Source organism: Sulfitobacter sp. M05 (assembly GCF_029285175.1).
GTDB lineage: Bacteria > Pseudomonadota > Alphaproteobacteria > Rhodobacterales > Rhodobacteraceae > Sulfitobacter.
In genome coordinates this window covers 659,590-679,005 of record NZ_JABEDH010000002.1, presented here as the reverse complement: position 1 = coordinate 679,005, position 19,416 = coordinate 659,590, and the positions used below count along the sequence as shown (strand labels likewise).

The 19,416-nt window shown below is 56.0% G+C and carries 14 protein-coding genes and 2 pseudogenes; 6 read left to right on the top strand and 10 right to left on the bottom strand.

Going from position 1 to position 19,416, the window contains the following annotated elements; genetic code table 11:
• Position 1: 1 nt before the first annotated feature.
• The 6 genes from rfbA to HKX44_RS11405 all read right to left on the bottom strand — a co-directional run bounded on the left by rfbA (position 2) and on the right by HKX44_RS11405 (position 4,568).
• Positions 2–874 (bottom strand): glucose-1-phosphate thymidylyltransferase RfbA, encoded by an 873-nt coding sequence (rfbA, locus tag HKX44_RS11430; protein WP_276151451.1) that lies wholly within the window; start codon positions 872–874, stop codon positions 2–4.
• Positions 871–1,722 carry a dTDP-4-dehydrorhamnose reductase gene (rfbD, locus tag HKX44_RS11425; RefSeq protein WP_276151450.1) on the bottom strand — a complete coding sequence of 284 codons (852 nt, stop codon included), beginning with the start codon at positions 1,720–1,722 and terminating at the stop codon, positions 871–873. Before rfbD ends, rfbA begins: the two co-directional genes overlap by 4 nt.
• Positions 1,719–2,759, bottom strand: coding sequence for a dTDP-glucose 4,6-dehydratase (rfbB, locus tag HKX44_RS11420; protein WP_276151449.1), 1,041 nt, complete (start codon positions 2,757–2,759; stop codon positions 1,719–1,721). Before rfbB ends, rfbD begins: the two co-directional genes overlap by 4 nt.
• Positions 2,756–3,325 carry a dTDP-4-dehydrorhamnose 3,5-epimerase gene (rfbC, locus tag HKX44_RS11415; RefSeq protein ID WP_276151448.1) on the bottom strand — a complete coding sequence of 190 codons (570 nt, stop codon included), beginning with the start codon at positions 3,323–3,325 and terminating at the stop codon, positions 2,756–2,758. Before rfbC ends, rfbB begins: the two co-directional genes overlap by 4 nt.
• Before the next feature lie 72 nt (positions 3,326–3,397).
• On the bottom strand, positions 3,398–3,568 hold the full coding sequence (locus HKX44_RS11410) for a hypothetical protein (RefSeq protein ID WP_276151447.1): 171 nt from the start codon (positions 3,566–3,568) through the stop codon (positions 3,398–3,400).
• Between the two features lies 1 nt (position 3,569).
• Complete coding sequence (locus tag HKX44_RS11405; protein WP_276151446.1) at positions 3,570–4,568, bottom strand: DUF2793 domain-containing protein; 999 nt, start codon at positions 4,566–4,568, stop codon at positions 3,570–3,572.
• Positions 4,569–4,784: 216 nt separating this feature from the next.
• On the opposite strand from HKX44_RS11405, the gene HKX44_RS11400 reads away from it, so the two are divergent.
• Together HKX44_RS11400 and HKX44_RS11395 are read left to right on the top strand one after the other, a co-directional pair.
• On the top strand, positions 4,785–7,505 hold the full coding sequence (locus HKX44_RS11400; RefSeq protein ID WP_276151445.1) for a hypothetical protein: 2,721 nt from the start codon (positions 4,785–4,787) through the stop codon (positions 7,503–7,505).
• Positions 7,506–7,562: 57 nt separating this feature from the next.
• Positions 7,563–8,505: pseudogene (locus tag HKX44_RS11395) on the top strand (integrase core domain-containing protein).
• Between the two features lie 2 nt (positions 8,506–8,507).
• Here HKX44_RS11395 and HKX44_RS11390 read toward each other — a convergent pair.
• Together HKX44_RS11390 and HKX44_RS11385 are read right to left on the bottom strand one after the other, a co-directional pair.
• Positions 8,508–9,737, bottom strand: coding sequence for a glycosyltransferase (locus HKX44_RS11390; RefSeq protein ID WP_276151444.1), 1,230 nt, complete (start codon positions 9,735–9,737; stop codon positions 8,508–8,510).
• A complete protein-coding gene (locus HKX44_RS11385; protein WP_276151443.1) occupies positions 9,734–11,047 on the bottom strand; it encodes a glycosyltransferase in 1,314 nt (437 codons plus the stop codon). Before HKX44_RS11385 ends, HKX44_RS11390 begins: the two co-directional genes overlap by 4 nt.
• Positions 11,048–11,135: 88 nt before the next feature.
• Here HKX44_RS11385 and HKX44_RS11380 point away from each other — a divergent pair, with 88 nt between their 5' ends.
• Together HKX44_RS11380 and HKX44_RS11375 are read left to right on the top strand one after the other, a co-directional pair.
• Positions 11,136–12,086 carry a glycosyltransferase gene (locus HKX44_RS11380; protein WP_276151442.1) on the top strand — a complete coding sequence of 317 codons (951 nt, stop codon included), beginning with the start codon at positions 11,136–11,138 and terminating at the stop codon, positions 12,084–12,086.
• A gap of 22 nt (positions 12,087–12,108) precedes the next feature.
• Positions 12,109–13,080 (top strand): annotated as a pseudogene (locus tag HKX44_RS11375) (glycosyltransferase); the annotation flags it as partial.
• Between the two features lie 136 nt (positions 13,081–13,216).
• Here the strand turns inward: HKX44_RS11375 and HKX44_RS11370 are convergent.
• The gene (locus HKX44_RS11370; protein WP_276151441.1) at positions 13,217–13,885 is read right to left on the bottom strand and encodes an ABC transporter ATP-binding protein; all 669 of its coding nucleotides are present in this window, start codon (positions 13,883–13,885) and stop codon (positions 13,217–13,219) included.
• 4 nt (positions 13,886–13,889) lie between these two features.
• The gene (locus tag HKX44_RS11365; RefSeq protein WP_276151440.1) at positions 13,890–15,197 is read right to left on the bottom strand and encodes a capsule biosynthesis protein; all 1,308 of its coding nucleotides are present in this window, start codon (positions 15,195–15,197) and stop codon (positions 13,890–13,892) included.
• Between the two features lie 86 nt (positions 15,198–15,283).
• On the opposite strand from HKX44_RS11365, the gene HKX44_RS11360 reads away from it, so the two are divergent.
• Complete coding sequence (locus HKX44_RS11360) at positions 15,284–16,093, top strand: ABC transporter permease (protein WP_276151439.1); 810 nt, start codon at positions 15,284–15,286, stop codon at positions 16,091–16,093.
• A gap of 116 nt (positions 16,094–16,209) precedes the next feature.
• Positions 16,210–19,410, top strand: coding sequence for a glycosyltransferase (locus HKX44_RS11355; RefSeq protein WP_276153716.1), 3,201 nt, complete (start codon positions 16,210–16,212; stop codon positions 19,408–19,410).
• Positions 19,411–19,416 lie beyond the last annotated feature (6 nt).

Below are 19,416 nucleotides of genomic sequence, written 5' to 3'. Positions count from 1 at the left end.
GCTATTTCAAGAGGTCTTTGAGATAACGACCATAGTCGTTTTTCTCAAACATCTCAGCGCGCTTTAATAATTCTTCATCACTGATCCAGCCTTGGTCATGGGCGATTTCCTCAAGGCATCCGGTTTGCAGCCCCTGCCGCTGGGTCAGCGTGCGCACAAAGTTTCCCGCGTCCAACAGGCTGGCATGGGTGCCGGTATCAAGCCAGGCATAACCGCGCCCCATCCGATTCACCCGCAGTGACCCTTGCGCCAGATACATTTCCAACAGCGATGTAATCTCAAGTTCGCCCCGCGCCGAGGGCTTGACCTCGCGGGCCAGTTTCGGCGCATCCGCATCTAGGAAGTAAAGCCCGGTAACCGCGTAGTTTGACGCTGGTTTTTCGGGCTTTTCAACAATGGTCTGTGCCACACCAGCCTTGTCGAAACCGACCACACCATAACGCTCGGGGTCAGCCACGTGATAGCCAAATACCGTCCCACCGCTTTTCTGTTTATCTGCATCCGCCAGAATTTCCGGCAGACCATGGCCAAAGAAGATGTTATCCCCAAGCACCATCGCCGAAGGCGCGCCATCCAAAAAATCCTCCGCCAGAATATAGGCCTGCGCCAGACCATCCGGCGAGGGCTGCACGATATAGGTCAGCGAAATACCCCATTGGCTGCCATCACCAAGCGAGCGCTGGAATTGCGCCTGATCCTGCGGGGTGGTGATCATTGCAATCTCGCGAATACCGGCCAACATCAGCACCGAAATCGGGTAATAAATCATCGGCTTATCGTAAATCGGCAGCAGTTGCTTACTAATGCCCATGGTGATCGGATACAGCCGCGTGCCAGACCCGCCTGCCAGAATGATGCCCTTGCGATTGGTCATTTTATTGCTCCGAGGTCAGTAAGAATATCCTGTAAACTGGCGTGCCAGTCGGGGCGCGTGATGTCGAATACGGTTTTGGTGGTTGTGCAATCCATCCGCGAATTATGCGGACGCATGGCGGGTGTGGGATAGGCTTCTGACGGGATCTCTGTCACCGCACAGTTGACACCGGCGGAGTCAAAAATCGCGCGGGCAAAATCGGCCCAACTGCACGCAGGGGTGCCGGCAAAATGATAGGTGCCGGTCTTTTCAGGTGTTTCGATCAACTGTTGCGCCATGGTGTGGCAGGCCTGCGCAATATCCCTGGCCGCCGTCGGTCCGCCAATCTGGTCCGCGACAATGCTCAACACGTCCCGCTCCGCCCCAAGGCGCAGCATGGTTTTAACAAAATTATTGCCATGCGCCGACACCACCCAAGACGTACGCAAAATTGCATGAACACCATCCGCAGCACGCACCTTGTTTTCACCGTCCAGTTTTGATCGCCCATAAACCCCCAAAGGTGCCGTCGGATCATCAGGTTGCCATGGGCATGTCCCCCCGCCATCAAACACATAATCCGTCGAAATATGCACAAAGGGGATGCCCAGTACCGCGCAATCGCGCGCCATCACACCGGGTGCGTCCCCGTTGATTAATGTCGCCAATGCCTCCTCATCCTCGGCATTGTCGACCGCGGTATAGGCCGCCGCGTTGATCACGGCACTTGGCGTATAGGCGTGGATCGCATGTGAAACCTGCTCGGGCGCAGTCAGATCCGCCTCATCCCGCCCGATGCAAATCACATCAGGCAGTTTCGCCAATTCCCGCGCCACCTGGCCGGATTTTCCGATAACAAGAATGCTCATCCTTTGACCCCCAGACGTTCGCCCACGCCATCACGCGCCTGCAAAGTGCGCCACCAATCTTCATTGTCCAGATACCATTGCACCGTACGCTCCAGCCCCTGCTCCAGTGTGACCGAAGGCCGCCAGCCCAGTTCGTCGCGGATGCGCGCGGGATCAATCGCATAGCGCAGGTCATGGCCGGCGCGGTCCTGAACATAGGTGATCTGATCCGCATAACCGCCATCTTTGGGCCGCTTTACGTCCAGAATCGCACAAATGCTGCGCACCAGATCAATGTTGCGCGCCTCGTTCTCCCCGCCAATGTTGTAACTACGGCCCAGCGTGCCTTTTTCCAGTACCAACAACAAGGCGTCTGCATGATCCTCGACAAACAGCCAGTCGCGCACATTCAACCCTTCGCCGTAAACCGGGATGTCCTTGCCCGCGAGGGCATTCAGGATCACCACCGGCACCAGCTTTTCAGGGAAATGATAGGGGCCATAGTTATTGGAACAATTCGTCAAAACCACCGGCAAGCCGTAGGTCTCATGCCATGCCCGAACCAAATGATCGCTGGCTGCTTTGGATGCGGAATAGGGCGAGCGCGGATCATAAGGCGTGTCTTCGGTGAACATGCCCGTCGCGCCCAATGAGCCAAACACCTCATCCGTCGAAATGTGGTGAAAGCGAAAAGCCTCTGGCTTGCCAGCCCCCACCCAATAGCTGCGCGCGGCTTCCAGCATGTTATAGGTGCCGGTGATATTGGTTTCGACAAAGTCACCCGGCCCATCGATCGACCGGTCCACGTGGCTTTCTGCGGCAAGATGCATCACCGCATCGGGGGCATGACGCGCAAATACAGCATCCAGCGCCGCACGGTCGCGAATATCCACCTGTTCGAATGTATACAGCGGGCTGTCCGCCACGCTTGCCACATTCTCCAGACATCCGGCATAGGTCAGCGCATCAAGGTTAACGATCTCATGGCCGCGGCTGACGGCCAACCGCACCACGGCGGACCCGATAAACCCCGCACCACCCGTCACAAGGATCTTCATGCCGTGCCCTCAAATGTGAAAGGGCTGTCAAAATCGCACATCAAGGGTGCCTGTTCATCCTTGCCCGACAATACCGCCGGGCCGCTTAACCCCCAGTCAATGCCAAGCTCCGGGTCGTCAAACCGCACCGCGCCATCGCACTCCGGGGCATAAAAATCGCTGCACTTATAGATAATCTCTGTATCCGGCGCACGTGTTGCGAAACCGTGAAGAAACCCGGCGGGGATCAACAATTGCAAACCGTTTTCCGCGGTCAGCTCGCAGCCAACCCATTGCCCAAAGGTTGCAGAGCCCTTGCGGATATCCACAGCCACATCAAACAATGCCCCACGACCACAGCGCACCAGTTTGGCCTGCGCATGGGGGGGCGATTGAAAATGCAATCCGCGCACGGTGTTCGCAGCGGCAGACACCGAATGATTGTCCTGTACAAAATCAATATCGACACCATGATCCGACATTTTCTGCCGGTTCCAGCTTTCGCAGAAAAACCCGCGCGCGTCACCAAAACGCGGCGGGTTTACCAAAACCACACCGGGCAGTTTTGTGGGTGTTATGAAATCCAACTGATCGCTCCGTGCCTGATCAAATACCTTGCAGCATATCAATACATCGGACAGAGCGATTTGACGCCGCTTTTACGGCTTTTTCTTGGTTTTCTTTGCCGGTGTTGCCGCAACTTCGGCGGGCGCGCCCAATACCTGCGCCAGCACCTCTTCATCCGTCATGCCCTGCGGAATCTGCACCTGCCCCAATCCGGGCAACTCTGCGGTGCGATATTTTGCGGATTGGTCGTTGGAAACACTCATATCATTTCCCCATCGTGGATAATGTGAACAGACGGTTTGAACCAAGGCGGTTTTCAACGAACAACTTGGGCGCAGAGCCTGTGACATCAATCGAAACATTAATGCCGCCCGATGGCCCTGTTGTCCCGCTCAAGGGGCCTGTGTGATAGGTCAACGTGCCGGGCGGATTGGCAAACATCTCGCCAAAATTGTTCACGCCGGTCAGGGTGCCGGTGATCGAAAACAGGAAATACCGCCCTTCCATATTCACGCTTAACCACATCAGAATACGCGACGGGTTCGACCACGGGATGTCGATCGACCACGCAGTATCGTTCAGAATAAACACGTCCTGGAAAAACGACTGACCGCCGGGAAACTGAACAGCACCTGTTGACGCCTCTGCACGGATGGCAGTCTTGAAATTACTGCCGTTTGGGCTGACCTTTACCTCGAAATTGTCATCGCCAGCCGTCCCCATCTCGGCACGGCCCCCGAAACCGGTCTGAAACAACAGACTTGCGGTGTCCCCCGCTGTCGCCTTGTTCAGCTTAAGCTGGTGACCGCCGCCTGCATTGTTCAGCAATGTTGCATCGGCAGACACCGCCAGCTTGTTGGTAGCATCCGCTGTGGTATTGACACCCAACAGCGGCACGTTTTGCAGATCACCTGTCGCGCCGCCCCCTGCCGGCTGCCAAACCGTGCCGTCAAACCGCACCTGTTCGCCACTACTGGCAATATCCGCCCGCCAGCCGATATTCGGTGTAAAGAACTGCCAACTGCCATCAACCTGAACGGCAATATTTTGTTCCTGCCCCGCCCAGACACCCGTTGCGGCATCGGCCACGATATAGCGATCTCCGCTGACGGTCTGCCCCGGCGGGGTGGTCAGGGTTGTGCTGATCACGCTCAATTGCGTCACAGCATCCAGAATCCGCAAGGCCTCGTTATGGGTCACATGTTTTTGCGCCTGTGCCGGCTGAATATAAGGCAGCGACAAGGTGGGGGACGTCTGAGACATGGGCGGTCCTCTTGTAAGGTAAATCAATTCTCAACGTTCCGGACCCTCCTACAATTGCCTGAACATGCCCTGACCTTTGCGCCCGCTCGGATCCGGTTGGCGCAACACCAAACCCATAAAATCCGCTGCATTCGCCTCAGAACTGCCATCTTCTGAACCCGCAACTTGCGTGAAAACAACTCAACAAAGGCCATCACCGCGAAAAGGGGAAGGTCAATGGTAAGAGCAGTATTTTCAAATCACGGGGCGCTTTCATCGCTTGAGGAATTTGGGCTGGTCGGGTTGAACGACATTAAAATTGTCGATGGTTCTGGCGGTCCCATGCTATTTGCCGCAACCCGGGGAAACGGATGGCTGTCGGCCTATGATCTGAGCAATAACGCCGGTGATACCACGCTGAATCAGCAGTGGCGTATCGCCCCCCATTTGCTGCAACTTGAAACAACGGATCTGGTGCTACGCGATGCCGGCGGTGGCCAACAGCTCTATATGGCGGGCCTTAACAACAGCAATCTGACTGGTGTTCGGCTGGACAGTAACGGTGCCGGCAATGCCATCGACGGAAGCATTACCTATACGGCACCGGGGCGCCACCTTGGCGGCCTCACCGAGATGGAGCTGATCGGCGACGGCAACACCGGCCTTGGCGCTTTGCGCAATGGCGGGCTGGTCAATATGTCATTCGGATCAGGCAGCACGCTCAATCTGTCCAACATCAATCAGGGCAACGCCATGCAGGGCGAACGTGCCACCGATATCACCAGCACCACACATAACGGGCAAACCTATGCATTTGTCACCTATCAGGGCGCAGACACCGTCAGCATGTTTCGTCAGGGTACCGACGGAAAACTGACACATATTAACGATGTGGACGCCAATAGCGGATTTTGGGTTGATCGACCCGATGCGCTGGCGGTGACCTCTGCGGCGGATGGCAAGCTCTATGTCGTGGTGGCCGGTTCCGGCAGCGACTCACTTTCAACCTTCGCCGTTACCCCCCAAGGAATGGTACCGGTTGACCACCTGATCGACGGCCTTGGCACCCGGTTTGCCGATGCCAGTCACGTTACCAGCGTCACCGTTGACGGTCAGAATTTCATCCTCGCGGCGGGGTCGGACAGCGGTGTCAGCATGTTTACTGTCTTGCCGGGTGGCCGTCTGCAACACATTGACGCCATGCCCGCAGAGGCCGCAACCCCGCTGCGTGGCATCACCTCCATTGACGCCATGGCGATGCCTGACGGTCTGCGCTTCTGGGTGGCCACCGAGGCAGCCCCCTATCTGGCAGAGTTTTCCGTTGCCTTGCCCAATCTCGGCATCAACCTCGGGGCCTCGGCGAACGGCAGCACATTAAACGGTCGCGTCGGGGATGACATCCTTTCGGGCGGTGCAGGCGACGATCACCTGAACGGCAATTTCGGCAATGACATCCTGCTGGACGGGGCCGGCGCGGATACCCTGCGCGGGGACGGCGGGCGTGACACCTTTGTCCTGACCGAGGACGGCTCTCGTGACGTCATTCAGGACTTCGAGATGGGGTTTGACCGGATCGACATGACCGATTTCAGTCAGACCAACGCCTTTGGACAGATGACCATTGTCTCGCACAGCTGGGGTGCCGAATTCAGATTAGGTGCCGATGTTCTTGAAGTCCGCTCGTCTGACGGTTCCCGATTTTACGCTCAGGATTTTGATACCACCAACCTGATAACAGGCGGGCGTATACAGACAGATCCCGCAGTTTACCCCGGCGGCAGTGGCCCGCCGCGCCCGGATCCAAACCCGGGCTCCAGCGCAAATCCGACAGGGATTGACCCAGAAAACCTTGGTTCGCCTTGGCAGAACGCACCGCAATACGCCCTGAACCGCAGCGCAAATGACACCGGTGGTACACATGCCAACGATCAGATTACCACCGGTGCCGGCAACGATCGAATATTTGGCGGCAGGGGCAATGATACGCTGCAATCCGGTGCAGGTCGTGATGCGGTCAACGGTGAGGGTGGCAATGATCTGGTTCACGGCGGGAATGACAGTGATTTTCTGCTGGGCGGTGCCGGCTTTGACACCCTTGATGGTGGCACCGGACACGACACAATTTCGGGCGATACCTATGCCGATTCGATCAGCGGCGGCGCAGGCAATGATGTTCTGCTGGGCGGGGACGGGTTTGACAGAATCAGCGGCGGTTCCGGAAACGATCGGGTGTGGGCCGGTTCATCGCCGGATCGGGTCTGGGGCGGGGACGGCGATGATTGGCTGAGCGCCGGCAGCAACGTTGGCTATGGCGTGGATGCGGTTTTTGGCGAAGCTGGCAACGACACCTTGTTTGGCAATGCCGGTTTCGATCTGTTGAACGGCGGCGACGGCGATGATCTGCTTGATGGCGGACATCAGGCGGACAACCTCTATGGCGAAGACGGCAACGATATCCTGCTGGGGGGGCTTGGATTTGACCGCCTCTTTGGCGGACGCGGCAATGACCAGCTCTACGGTGGTCACAGCGGGGACGGGGTCTTCGGACAGGAAGGCAACGATTCCATGTGGGGGGGCGAAGGCGGCGATCGGTTCTTCGGCGGGCAGGGCAACGACATCATTGACGGCGGAACAGGCAATGACACGGTGTACGGCGGGGCCGGTTTTGACACGATCCTTGGTGGCGACGGCGATGACTCTCTTCACGGCAGCTTTAATGCGGATGAATTTCTGTTTGAAAACAACCATGGCAATGACACGGTTGGCGATTTTGACGCAACAAGCGCGAATGAGATCATAGATTTGTCCCGAGTGGACGGCATGACCCGCCTTTCCGATGTCCTGAACGCCTCCTTTCAGTCTGGTCAGGATGTCGTCATCCAGACCGGCGGGAACAGTTCCATCAGACTCAACCGCGTGAACCTTGATGATCTGGATGAAAACGATTTCGTCTTCTAGGTGTTTAGTCCCGGAGTGTGGTGGTCTACCTGTCTGTAACCATCAAAAGGAAACGCTATGGGACAAATTCTTCATGGGAGCGCCAAGACGACGCGCGCCGTCCGAGCTCTCATACAGCGATCCTCTGGCTGGCAGGGTTATGCGCAGCATGATCCGAAAAGCGTGCGCTTCGAACGCGGCGTTAAGCCGGGAACTTGGGATCAAAATCAAGACGGTCTCTAGGTTGCGCAAACGCGACCATCTTGAAGACGCGGTGATCGGTCCCAAGGACGCGCATTCAACGGTTCTCAGCATTGAACAGGAGGCTGTGATTGTTGCGTTTCGGCGATATACATTGCTGCCTTTGGACGATTGCCTCTATGCGCTGCAGCCCATCATCCCATCTCTGATGCGCTCTTCTTTGCATCGCTGCCTGCAGCGGCATGGGATCATGCAGATTGCCCGAGGTCGAAGGCGACAAGCCCAAGAAGAAGCTCAAGCGGTATCGGATTGTGTACTTCCACATCGATATTGCTGAAGTCCGCACAAGCGAAGGCAAAATCCGCCTCTTGGTGGCAATCGACCGCACATCGAAGTTTGCATATGTCGAACTGTACGAACGGGCGGGTAAGATGGTCGCGGCCCAGTTTCTGCGCAATCTCATCATGGTGGTTCCCGACAAGATCCACACGGTCCTAACGGATAACCATCGCCCGGCAGGCGATTGCGAAGCAATCTGCCGAGAGGGGGCATCCAGTTCACCAATCGCAAACAGGATAAATATGCGATGGAGCGGATGAACAGGACGATCAAGGAAGCAACGATCAAACGCTACCACTACGACACACACACTCAGCTGGAAACGCATGTCACCAACTTCATCGCGGCTTACAATTATGCGCGCCGATTAAAGACCCTCAAAGGCCTCACGCCATTCGAATAAATCTGCAAAATCTGAACAAATGAGCCAGAAAGATTCAACATTAACCCAACCCACCACACTCTGGGACTAAAAAACTAGGCTCAGGCGGCGCAATCCACATCATGCAGAACCTGATCAACCAAAGCAGAAAACGCACGGGCCTGATCCCGAAAATGCACCACCGGACACGGCGCACGGTGACGGCGGCCCGAATGTAAAACCTCGTTAATTTGCGCCCGCAACCGCTCAGGCGGCGCGGCAATCGGGATGAGCTTGTCTTGCCGGATAGCGCCATGCTCAACAGTGCCACCACTCTCCGTCTGGATCACTGTAATGCCCCGCGCCAAGGCCTCGCGAATGGCCAACCCAAAGGTCTCTTTCCATTGCGACATGAACAAAAGCACGTCAATCTCTGCATAGAAATCATCCATATTATGTTGTTCAAAACGAGGGTATATTTCCCATGCTCCGGGCAGCTTTCTAAGCTGTCTTTCACACCACCATGATTTGTCGCGGCTGCCTTCGGCAACAAGTCCGCGAAACTTGCCCGTTTTGATGCCGGCAAAGGCCTGTTCGATCTGCGGCCACCCCTTGATTTGGGCTGGGCCCCCAACATAGCCAAAGGTGACCCGCTGATCCGATGCCCGCCGGGCTGCCTGTTTCTCAAAAAACTCCGGTTCCGGCGGTCGTACGCCGTTTTCCCAAACCACCCCGATGCCCTTGGCAAAACCGGATGCTTCGCTCAACTCCTTCGCGAAGTTTGACGGATAGGTCACCAAAGCCACCTTTTTACTGATCCCCTGCAAGTGATTGAAACGTGTCTTTGCCGCCCAGAAATTATCGACACATCCCTTGCAATTTTCGATCTTAACAGGGTTTTGACCACAGTATTTCTCATCCAGCCGGATCATAAACTGGCGCTCGCACAGCCACCAAAAATCATGAACACTCAGGATAACCGGCACATGTGCCGCCTCCGCAGCGGTGATAACGCCGGTCCCCATGTTCTGAACACAATGTGCGTGGATCAGATCGGGCTCCAGCGCGCTGATCAATTCGGCCAGCCGCGCGGTGACTTCAGGGTTATCATAAATCTGCCCGTATGAGCGATGCTCAGGGATGTTGATCAGGTAATTCACGATACCGTTTTTCTGACTCTTGATCACGTCATAAGGCGCAAGATCATTGCGCGCGCAAAGTGACACCGCCGTCACGCGGTACCCGCCCTGTTTGATCAAGGACGCCGCGACCTGTTCGGCAACCACCGTTGCGCCCCCATAGCTGAACGGCGCAAAAAACACATTTGCCACCAATATATGCCGCAAATTCATGCCTCTACCCATTCGATCAACTCTGGCGCGATGATGTGCGGTTGATCCGAAGCACACCAGCGTTCCTCCAGATTCGCACGCGCGTTCCTGCCCATCTGCGCCGCAGCTTTGGGGCACGCGGCAATTTCACGCAATGCCTGCATCCAGCTTCCGCCCTGTTGCACCACAATTCCTGTTTCGCCCGAATTCACAACCGAGGCCAGATCACCGACACCTGCAACAATTGACGGAACACCAACCGATGCCGCATCCAAAACCCGCACAGCGCTTTTGCATCGGTTAAATGCATCGTCACAAAGCGGCATTACGGTACAATCCGCCCGGGCAACCGCACTGAGATAGCGGTCGTAATCGCGAAACGCGACCGTCTCTATCTGCGGCTTCAAACCTTCCGGCAAATGGGTCAGATCAAAGTGTCCGATCAACATCAAACGCCTGTTTCGGTCTGCCTGAATGAACGCGGACAGGGGGGGCAGTATCTCCGCCAGATCAATCTCATGCCCCTGCGAGCCACTGGCAAATGCCACACGGAACATCCCGTCATCAGCGCCATTGTCAGCCATAGCTGCAGCCCCCGCATGTAATGTCTGCACATCGGCAAAGTTGCGCCTGACAAAAATCGGGCGACCCGAATACAGCCCCGCATGTTGCGCCATTCCGGGAGTTGAAACAGAGAGAATATCAGCCCCGTTCATCATGCTGAGATACTTAGGGGCCTCGGCCACGAAGTGGGATTTTAACGCCGGGTCCAATGCTTCCATGTTGCGATAGGTCTCGTAGGCGGAAACCGAAAAAAGTGGGTCATCCAGATCATAGAGGATCGGCAGCCGTAGCCGCCGCGCCTCATAGCGAAACATGTCCGTCGCGGCCCCCGATTGCAGCCGGTATTCCATCAGATGGGTCGCGTGTTGCATGATCCGTGTGGCGCGCGGAATGTCCTGATAATGTGCATATTCAAATTCCACCCCTCTGCTACGCCAGAACCCGGCCAGTTGCTCAACCCGGTACTTCCGACATTGCGGCAGGTTCAGGTCCGCAATCATCGCAATCTGACGTCGGGCACGGTCAACACTGGGCGCTTGCAGGATGTGAAATGCGTCCTGCTGTGCCAGATTTTGCCAAACTCCATGCAGATACCGTTCCGAACCTCTTGGCCCCGTATCGGTGGCAAGCGGAACTGTGCCAATCCCCGCCCCGCGGGCCCGCCGACGCAGATAATTCACACTCCGTCGCACTGCCGCACCAGTACCCTCCCGCCGCAAGGCAGAGCCAAACCGCTTGATCAAAGTGAGCAATGGCAATCTCGACACAAGAACCCTCCTTCGTGATTTCAGGGAAGACGGTTAATTGACGACACTTAACAATTTGTGAACTTTTTTAGCTTGTCCTAAAGCGGAAATGACAAACACCGCATTCTCATATTCCCCGGCACCTCGGGTCACGATCCTGATGGGTATCCGCAACGGCGCGGATCACCTTGCCGCCCAGCTGCACAGTATCTCGCAGCAATCTCACGCGAACTGGCACCTGATGTGCAGTGATGACGGATCAACAGATGCCAGCGCACAAATACTAGATGAATTTGCCCAAAATCACCCCGGTCAGGTCACCATAAAATGCGGCCCTTGCAGTGGGTTTTCCGATAACTTCATGTCGCTTATCCGCGCCCTTCCCGTTGATGCGGGATATGTCAGTTTCGCAGATCAGGATGACATCTGGATGCCGGATAAACTCGCCCGCGCTCTGGCGCAGCTTGCACAGCAGGGGCCACGTGCCGCTCTTTACTGCGCCCGCCAATCCTATTGGTATCCACGCACCAACCGTCAGCGGTTTTCGCCCCGGATGTTGCGGCCATTTACCCTGCGCAACGCGCTGATTGAAAACGTGGCCACCGGGAATACCATCCTGCTTAACCCGGCGGCGGCCGCCCTTGCACAAATGGCCGCGCATCATACCGACAAGGTGTTTGCACATGACTGGTGGCTTTATCTGTTGATGACGGCAACCGGGGGCACGGTGCTGTTTGACAACAGCCTGCCCCAGATTCTCTACCGGCAGCATGGCCAAAACGTGATTGGCGCGGGGCATGGAATGTTGCCCCAGATGCAGCGCAAAGCGGGTGTTTTACGCGGCTTTTTCGCCCAGCGCATCGAGAAAAACCTGCAAGCTTTGCGCGCAATTGAGGGGTTTTTAACACCTCAGGCCCGCGAAACATGCCGTCGCTTTTCTGCGGCCCGTCACGCGCCGCCACTGGCGCGTCTCTTTGCCCTGCGCGCCATCGCCCCCTACCGGCAGCACCGCACCGCCACGCTTGGATTCTGGGGGGCGGCCAGCCTTGGCAGAATTTAACCGCAAACCCAGAATTCTGTTGGTGGGCGGCGATGGCCGTCCCTCTGGTGTGCCCCGGCATATCCTGCACCTTGCTGGCGCATTGCAGGATGTCGCCGCGCTGACCGTAATCAGTGACAAGGACGAGGGCGGGTTTACAGCACTTGGGTCGATGCCTGTGCGCCACAAGATCATCTCCGGCCTGACCAGACGGCTTTCGATCCGCCACAACTGGCGGGGCATTTCCACGCTTCTGGATATGTTGAAATCAGAGCCGGCCGATCTTGTCTGGATACACGCCCGCCTTCAGGTCTTGGTTTGCCGGTTGTTCCTCGCATTTCGCATCTGGAAACCCGCCTGTCCGGTGGTCTTCACCCATCACGGGCTGCCGTATGGGCCGGGCTACCACCCGGTCATACACCGTATTTGCAAGGCCTTGGAAAGAATGCTTGTGGCGATCTGTCCGCCACAAAATCTGGTGTTTCTCGATCACCGGATGGCTGGTGAAATGGCGCAAACTGCCCGGGCACGGCGGTTGGCACGACACCGGATTCATATCATGCCAAACTGCTCCGATCTGCGCCCCCTCCCTTCCGAAAAAACAAAGGGGATCAAGCGCTTGGTTATGACGGGCAGGACAGGCAGGCAAAAGGACTATGACCTCGCTGTACGTCTGCTCGCGGAGCTACCACCACATTTCTACCTCACCCTTTGCGGGCCGGGCACCGAGGATGCCGGATTTCAATCCGACATCGCCACCCTGATCCCGCAGAATGTTTTTGAACGGATCACCTTCACCGGGCCGTTGCTCGATGTCCGCCAGCCGCTCAGCACAGCTGATGCCTACCTGCTGACCTCCCGCTACGAGGGGACACCCATCGGTGCCCTGGAAGCATTCGAGGCGGGCCTGCCCATTATCTTGCGTGATTTCGACGGGGCATCGGATCTGGTTCGCGCACATCCCTGCGCCGTGCTGATGAACAGCGGCAACCTGCCTCGGGAAGCGGAACGCATTGTCAGGATGCTGGCCGTGTTCGAGCGCCATTCCAAAACCCTGCCTTCAGAAATCAAAATGGTCTGGCAGGCAAAATGGGCACCGGCGATTTTTTCACGCAACGCCCGTGCCTTGGTGCGGTCCGTTTTGCGGTCCGCTAGCGATCCGGTGGTAATGCCAGATTGTATTCGTGATGCGCCAAAGCGGCATCAAGATCGTCGTAAAAATGCAGCTGGCCACGTTCCAATACCGCCGCCATGTTACACAACCGGCGCACCATCGGCGGAGAATGGGTTACAACAATAGCTCCAGCGGTCTCATTTCGTTTATCAAAAACCTGAACGCTTTTATGCCGGAACGCCCCGTCCCCCACCGATGTCACCTCATCCACCAAATAGGTATCAAACGGAATACCCATGGAAACACCAAAAGACAGCCGCGATTTCATGCCCGCAGAATAAGTGCGCAAGGGCATCCGAAAATGGCCGCCAAGTTCTGCAAAGTCTTCTACAAAATTCACCAACCCGTCACTGTCCACACCATAGAGCCGCGCAACAAACCGGGTGTTCTGCACGCCCGTCAAATCGGGATGGAACGACCCCTGAAAACCCACGGGATAAGAGATGCTTCCGGTTGACAAAACCCTGCCGGATGTCGGGCGAATTGTCCCTGCAATCAGCTTCAAAAGGGTGCTTTTGCCAGCCCCGTTGCGCCCCAGTAACGCCACGCTTGCCCCGGTTGGAAAAACCGCCGTCAGGTTTTCAACGATCATCTGCCGCCCGTTGCGTGACGGAAAGAACTTGGTTAGATTTTCCAGATAGATCATCGGCCTAGCTTCTGTCGCGCAGGGAATAATATACTAGGCAAAGGATGGACCACGCGAAAAAACTAAATGCAGCGACCAGCGCAAGAAGCAATGCGCGCTTTGGAAACTGTGCTTTCTGCGCCAAGGTCGGCTTTACATGTGCGGCAAGGTAACGGCTTTGTTTGCGGACCTCCGCCAATGCTGAATCATGCGCCGCCAGTGCCGCGACATAGGCCGCCTCGGCAAATTCGCGATCCACAATCAACCCCTCGTACTCCCCCACCAGATTGGCAAAGGCATCGCCACTTTCGCCCTCCGCCCCCAAGCCAAGGTTCCCACGTTCCGACGTAATCCGCGCCTCGATGACCTCAATCCGGCGCTTCGCTTGGGTAATCCGTGGGTCATTTTCGCGCGTGGTGTCTTGCAACAGATCGTGGTCGATCAACGCCTCTGCCAATTGCTGTTGCAACGTTACCAAAAGGCCCATCTGGTTCTGCGTATCAATGCTGGGATCAACGATTTGCGTCCGGTTGCGAAACTGCGTTAACGCCCGCCGCGCAGTTTTTAGCCGTTCAACCGAACCGGTCAGTTCCTCGCGGGTAAAGCGAATGGAATCCTCCTGTGCGATGCGGGACAGCCCGTTTATCATCGCCGTACATTCCGCAAGAATCGCCTCCGCAACCCGCAGCGCATCCTGCGGTTCAAAGGCCAGAATCTCCAGATCAATCAACCCGGTGCTACTGTCATAGATGATCGAAATCTTGCGATCCCAATGCGCCAGCAAATCCTCAATCGTGCCGCCGGGATCAAAGGCAAATATCGGGTCCTGTTCGGTGCTGACACGGGACCAAATCCCACGCAGATCGACTTTCTGGTCCACCCGTGTCACCAGTTCCTGACTGGAAAGATAGGCGAAAAGGATGTCCGTATCCGAAGAACTGGAGCCGGAAAGCTCTGTGATGCCCCCCAATAACTCAATCGCTGAACTCTGTTCCTCTGTGCGAACGGAAAACCCGACGCGAGAGGCATATTGGTCTGCCGCCTGGGCCCATAGGTAATACGCCGCCAACACAATCGGGCTGACCACAAACAACATGAAGGTGAAGACCAGAAACCGGTGTCTTTTGCGCGGTCTTGCAGGTCTGGCTGGCGGTTTGATGTCAAATTTTGGTATCGCCGACCCGCTTGGCCGCGCTGGTGCCGGTTCCGCCAGATCATCACCCACAGCATCGCGCGCGGGCTTTCCACCGGGTGGGCCTTCAGTCGGCGCTGAATGCTTCAGATGCCTGATCTTGCTGATCAAAGGGTCATCATCATGAGAGCTTTCCGGCATGTACATTAACTTTTTAGTTGTATTTGTGAAAGAATATGCAGGGGAAGGTTAATTATTGGTAACTTTGAGCAGCCCCGAGGTCATTGATGTCCATCCCGTCAGAACCACCCGCCGCGCTAAGGCCTCAAACCGGTCCCCATGCGACTCCCCGTGCGGTTGGCGCTTTGATTTTGCGCGAAATCACAACTACTTACGGTCGATCGCCGGGGGGGTACATCTGGGCAATTCTGGAACCGGCGGCGGGGATCACCCTGTTAACTCTGGTGTTTTCTATCGGCTTTCGAACGCCCCCGCTCGGAACCAGCTTTGCCCTGTTTTACGCGGCCGGCGTCCTGCCGTTGATGATGTATACCGATATCTCAACCAAGCTGGCGCAGACGATCCAGTTCAGCCGCGCTTTGCTAACCTATCCCAGAATTACCTTTCTGGACGCGCTGATCGCCCGGTTTATCCTGAATTTCCTAACCCAGATGATGGTGCATTTCATCGTTTTAGGCTTCATCCTTGTTTTCCTCAAACCGATGACAACAATAGATTATTCCAAGATTTCCCAAGCCTATCTTCTGACGCTGGCACTGGCCATCGGCATTGGCACCCTGAACAGTTTTCTGACCCTGGCCTATCCGGTCTGGCAAACCGCATGGTCAATCCTGAACCGGCCCCTCTTTCTGCTGTCCTGCGTCTTTTTCATTTTCGAAAGCGTTCCGCAGCCCTATTCGGATTATCTGTGGTTCAACCCGATCGTTCATATTGCAGGGTTGATGCGCGACGGCTTTTATCCCTTTTACCAGCCCAGCTATGTCTCGGTGGTATATCCTTTGGCCGTGGCCGCGTTAACGACAATGGCCGGGCTGTTCCTGTTGAACCGCTATCATCGGGACATTCTGGATAAGTAGGGCTGAATAAGTAGGGATTGCTTAACCAAAGTTAACTCAAATTTAATACAAATTATGCGGTAGTTGATTTCGGCAAAATTGCCCTGCTGGTGAAATTACAAGAGGTTCACCCGATCATGTCGCTCGATTTCTCATCGGATCTACGCTGCCTCGTCATGCTGGACGGCAAGGTATTTGGAAATATCGACCAATCCGCGACGACACGCGCAATGGAAATCAGACTGGGCGACGCACTTGCCCCGTTCGAGACCTGCACACAAGGCCCCTCGCCCCTCCTCAAACACACATCAACCTTTCGACTGGACACACGTAACATCGTGCAAAATTCCAGCTCACTGCCAGCGGAAAATATCCCCGGCGAAGTATACGCATGTTGGGTCGACCACCTGACCGACTGGTCCCTCAATGGCAGCCAGACCGTTCAAGTAATGATCAACCGTTTTGAGGCACCCTGCCAGATATTCTTCGACAACAAGATATCCGTGCCCGAGGTCAAGGCGGGCATGGTCTTCAAGGCCAGACTTGCTGCCCACCGCGCCGCCGCAAGTCTGTGTTTGATACTACGCGATCCGGTCTCGTTGCAGGAAGAGCGCCATTTCCTGCCGTTCGACACAGCCCGTGCGGGGGGCACCTCGCCTGACGGCTATGCCGATATGCGTCACCCGATTCCGCAACACTTCCAATGCTGTGATGTGATGTTCGAAATCGAATACCGCAAACATTTGCCGGACGAAAAGGGCACCGAGCCGTTTCTGTTTCTCGCCGATATGCACGTTGCCAGTGCCGACACACAGGATTACGAGAAACTCTTGCTCGAACCGGAATGGATCTATGGCCCCAAGGAAGTGCCCGACGGCCAGTGGATCAGCGCGAATTTGCCCAATATGCTTGCCCCCGGTCAGGGGCTTTCAATCCAGATGGGACAGGATGTTTTTCCGATCACACCCATGTCCGAAACGGATTTTTCCGTGCGCGAAAACTATGGGCACACGCTGGTTTGCCACTCTGCCCAGCCGCTAGAGCTGGTGTTGTCGATCGACGGACAGTCGGTGCAGGCCATCAGCCTCACGCCGGGGGACAATGTAATCCGCCTGCCGGCAAAATACCTGAACGGCCACGTCCGTCACCTCGCGCTCAAAGATAAATCGGGGTCGGTTGTGCTGTTCGAAGACCAGCAATTACTGCCCTGCATTTTAACACCCGAAGACGTGATGCGCCGCGAATCCGCCGCACCTTTTCCCGATGCCCTGTTACCCCCGACGCCCTATCGATATGCCGCCCTTAAATCCCTGATGGCAAAGGCCGGCCCGACCACTGATTTTGCCCAGCTGATGCACGCCCTCGAAACCCTGGAAGGCGGACATGAAAACGTCATCCGCAAACCACTGCTCTTTCCAAAGGTGACTCATCCGGATGTGTCGGTCATTATTCCTGCGCACAACAACATTGATCTCACATACCTTGCGCTCTGTTCTTTGTTGGTGGGGCAGAACACCGCAACATTCGAGGTGATATTGGTCGACGACGCCTCAGAGGATGAAACTGCCCGGATTGAGGAATTCGTCACCGGCATTACCGTGGTGCGCCACCCCGTTGCCCAGCGGTTTATCCGCGCTTGCAACGCCGGGGCGGACCGCGCCCGCGGAAAATACATCGCTCTGTTGAATAACGATGTCGAAGTGACTGCCGGCTGGCTGGACGAATTGCTTGCCGCCTTTGACCGGTTTGAAAATGTCGGCCTTGTCGGATCCAAACTGCTCTATCCCAACGGTGATTTACAGGATGCGGGTGGCGTCATTTGGGGCAACGGCAATCCGTGGAATTACGGCAACCGGCAAAACGCCAATGATCCAAGGTTCAATTATGCCCGCCAGGTTGATTACCTCTCCGGGGCTGCAATGCTCGTCCCCGCCGCGGTGTGGAAAGAAATCAACGGTCTCTCGACCTATCTGGAACCCATGTATTTCGAAGACACCGATTTCGCCTTCAAGGTGCGCGCCGCCGGATACTCCACATGGTACGTGCCCTCCTCGGTTGTTTACCATTTTGAAGGTATGACATCTGGCACCGACGTCAGCACCGGCTTCAAAAAATATCAAGAGGTCAACCGTCCGAAGTTCAAACGCCGCTGGGCAAACAGCTTTGCCAATCACGGGGCCGAAGGGCAGTCACCCGACCTTGAAAAGGACCGTGGCATCGCAGGCCGGGTGTTGTTTATCGACTATGCCCCACCCCGCTTTGACAAGGACGCCGGGTCATACGCCGCCCTTCAGGAAATGCGCCTTGTGCAATCGCTTGGCTACAAAGTTACCTTTGTTTCGACAAATATGGCTCATCTCGGACGCTATACCGAAGACCTGCAAAAATCCGGTGTCGAGGTGATCTATGCGCCCTTCTACATGAACACCGCTGAATATCTTGACCAACATGCCACTGATTTTGATGCATTTTATATCACGCGCTACTATGTTGCACAGGCTGTTCTGGAACAGATCAGGCGGTTGGCACCCAGTGCGCGGATCTTATTCAATAATGCCGATCTGCATTTTCTGCGGGAACTCCGCGCCGCCAGAACCGAAGGTGATGCTGACAAACTGCAACGTGCCTTTCAGACCCGCACCGAAGAGATCGACGTGATCCGTAATGTTGATGTGGTTCTGTCGTACAACGAGATCGAGCATTCGGTGATCCAGGCCTATACCGACGGGCAGTCAACGGTCGTCAAATGCCCTTGGGTGGTAAATGTGCCTAACGCTGTGCCAGCGGCGCGTGCCCGCAAAGGTCTGTCGTTTTTGGGCAGTTTTCGACATCACCCCAATACTGAGGGTATCCATTGGTTTGTGCGCAACGTGATGCCAAGGTTGGTCACCCATGACCCCACAGTGCATTTCAACATCTATGGATCCGGCATGGGCGACGACATCAACGCCCTGCAAAGCGACAATGTCCTGCCGCATGGATTCATCAAAGACGCCGCTGATGCCTATGATACGCACCGGATATTTGTGGCCCCCCTGTTGTCCGGCGCGGGGATCAAGGGAAAGGTGCTTGGCGCACTGGCCCACGGCATTCCCTGTGTAATCAGCCCAATTGCGGCCGAAGGGATCGGCTTGCGGTCAGGATATGATTGCATCATCGCCGAGCGGCCTGACGCATGGGTTGATGCGATCCAACAGCTGGACAACGACGATATTCTCTGGGAAGCCCTGTCCCAAAATGCCCGCAGCTATATGCACAACAGCTATTCATTCGAACGCGGTCGCCAACATATGCGAACCGCATTTGAGGCTGCCGATCTGTTCGCCGCACGGGGCTGATTGCGG

Coding starts and splice junctions, on each gene's coding strand:
- rfbA (WP_276151451.1), bottom strand. CDS start 874: ATGACCAATCGCAAGGGCATCATTCTGGCAGGCGGGTCTGGCACGCGG.
- rfbD (WP_276151450.1), bottom strand. CDS start 1,722: ATGAGCATTCTTGTTATCGGAAAATCCGGCCAGGTGGCGCGGGAATTG.
- rfbB (WP_276151449.1), bottom strand. CDS start 2,759: ATGAAGATCCTTGTGACGGGTGGTGCGGGGTTTATCGGGTCCGCCGTG.
- HKX44_RS11410 (WP_276151447.1), bottom strand. CDS start 3,568: ATGAGTGTTTCCAACGACCAATCCGCAAAATATCGCACCGCAGAGTTG.
- HKX44_RS11405 (WP_276151446.1), bottom strand. CDS start 4,568: ATGTCTCAGACGTCCCCCACCTTGTCGCTGCCTTATATTCAGCCGGCA.
- HKX44_RS11400 (WP_276151445.1), top strand. CDS start 4,785: ATGGTAAGAGCAGTATTTTCAAATCACGGGGCGCTTTCATCGCTTGAG.
- HKX44_RS11390 (WP_276151444.1), bottom strand. CDS start 9,737: ATGAATTTGCGGCATATATTGGTGGCAAATGTGTTTTTTGCGCCGTTC.
- HKX44_RS11380 (WP_276151442.1), top strand. CDS start 11,136: ATGACAAACACCGCATTCTCATATTCCCCGGCACCTCGGGTCACGATC.
- HKX44_RS11370 (WP_276151441.1), bottom strand. CDS start 13,885: ATGATCTATCTGGAAAATCTAACCAAGTTCTTTCCGTCACGCAACGGG.
- HKX44_RS11365 (WP_276151440.1), bottom strand. CDS start 15,197: ATGCCGGAAAGCTCTCATGATGATGACCCTTTGATCAGCAAGATCAGG.
- HKX44_RS11360 (WP_276151439.1), top strand. CDS start 15,284: ATGTCCATCCCGTCAGAACCACCCGCCGCGCTAAGGCCTCAAACCGGT.
- HKX44_RS11355 (WP_276153716.1), top strand. CDS start 16,210: ATGTCGCTCGATTTCTCATCGGATCTACGCTGCCTCGTCATGCTGGAC.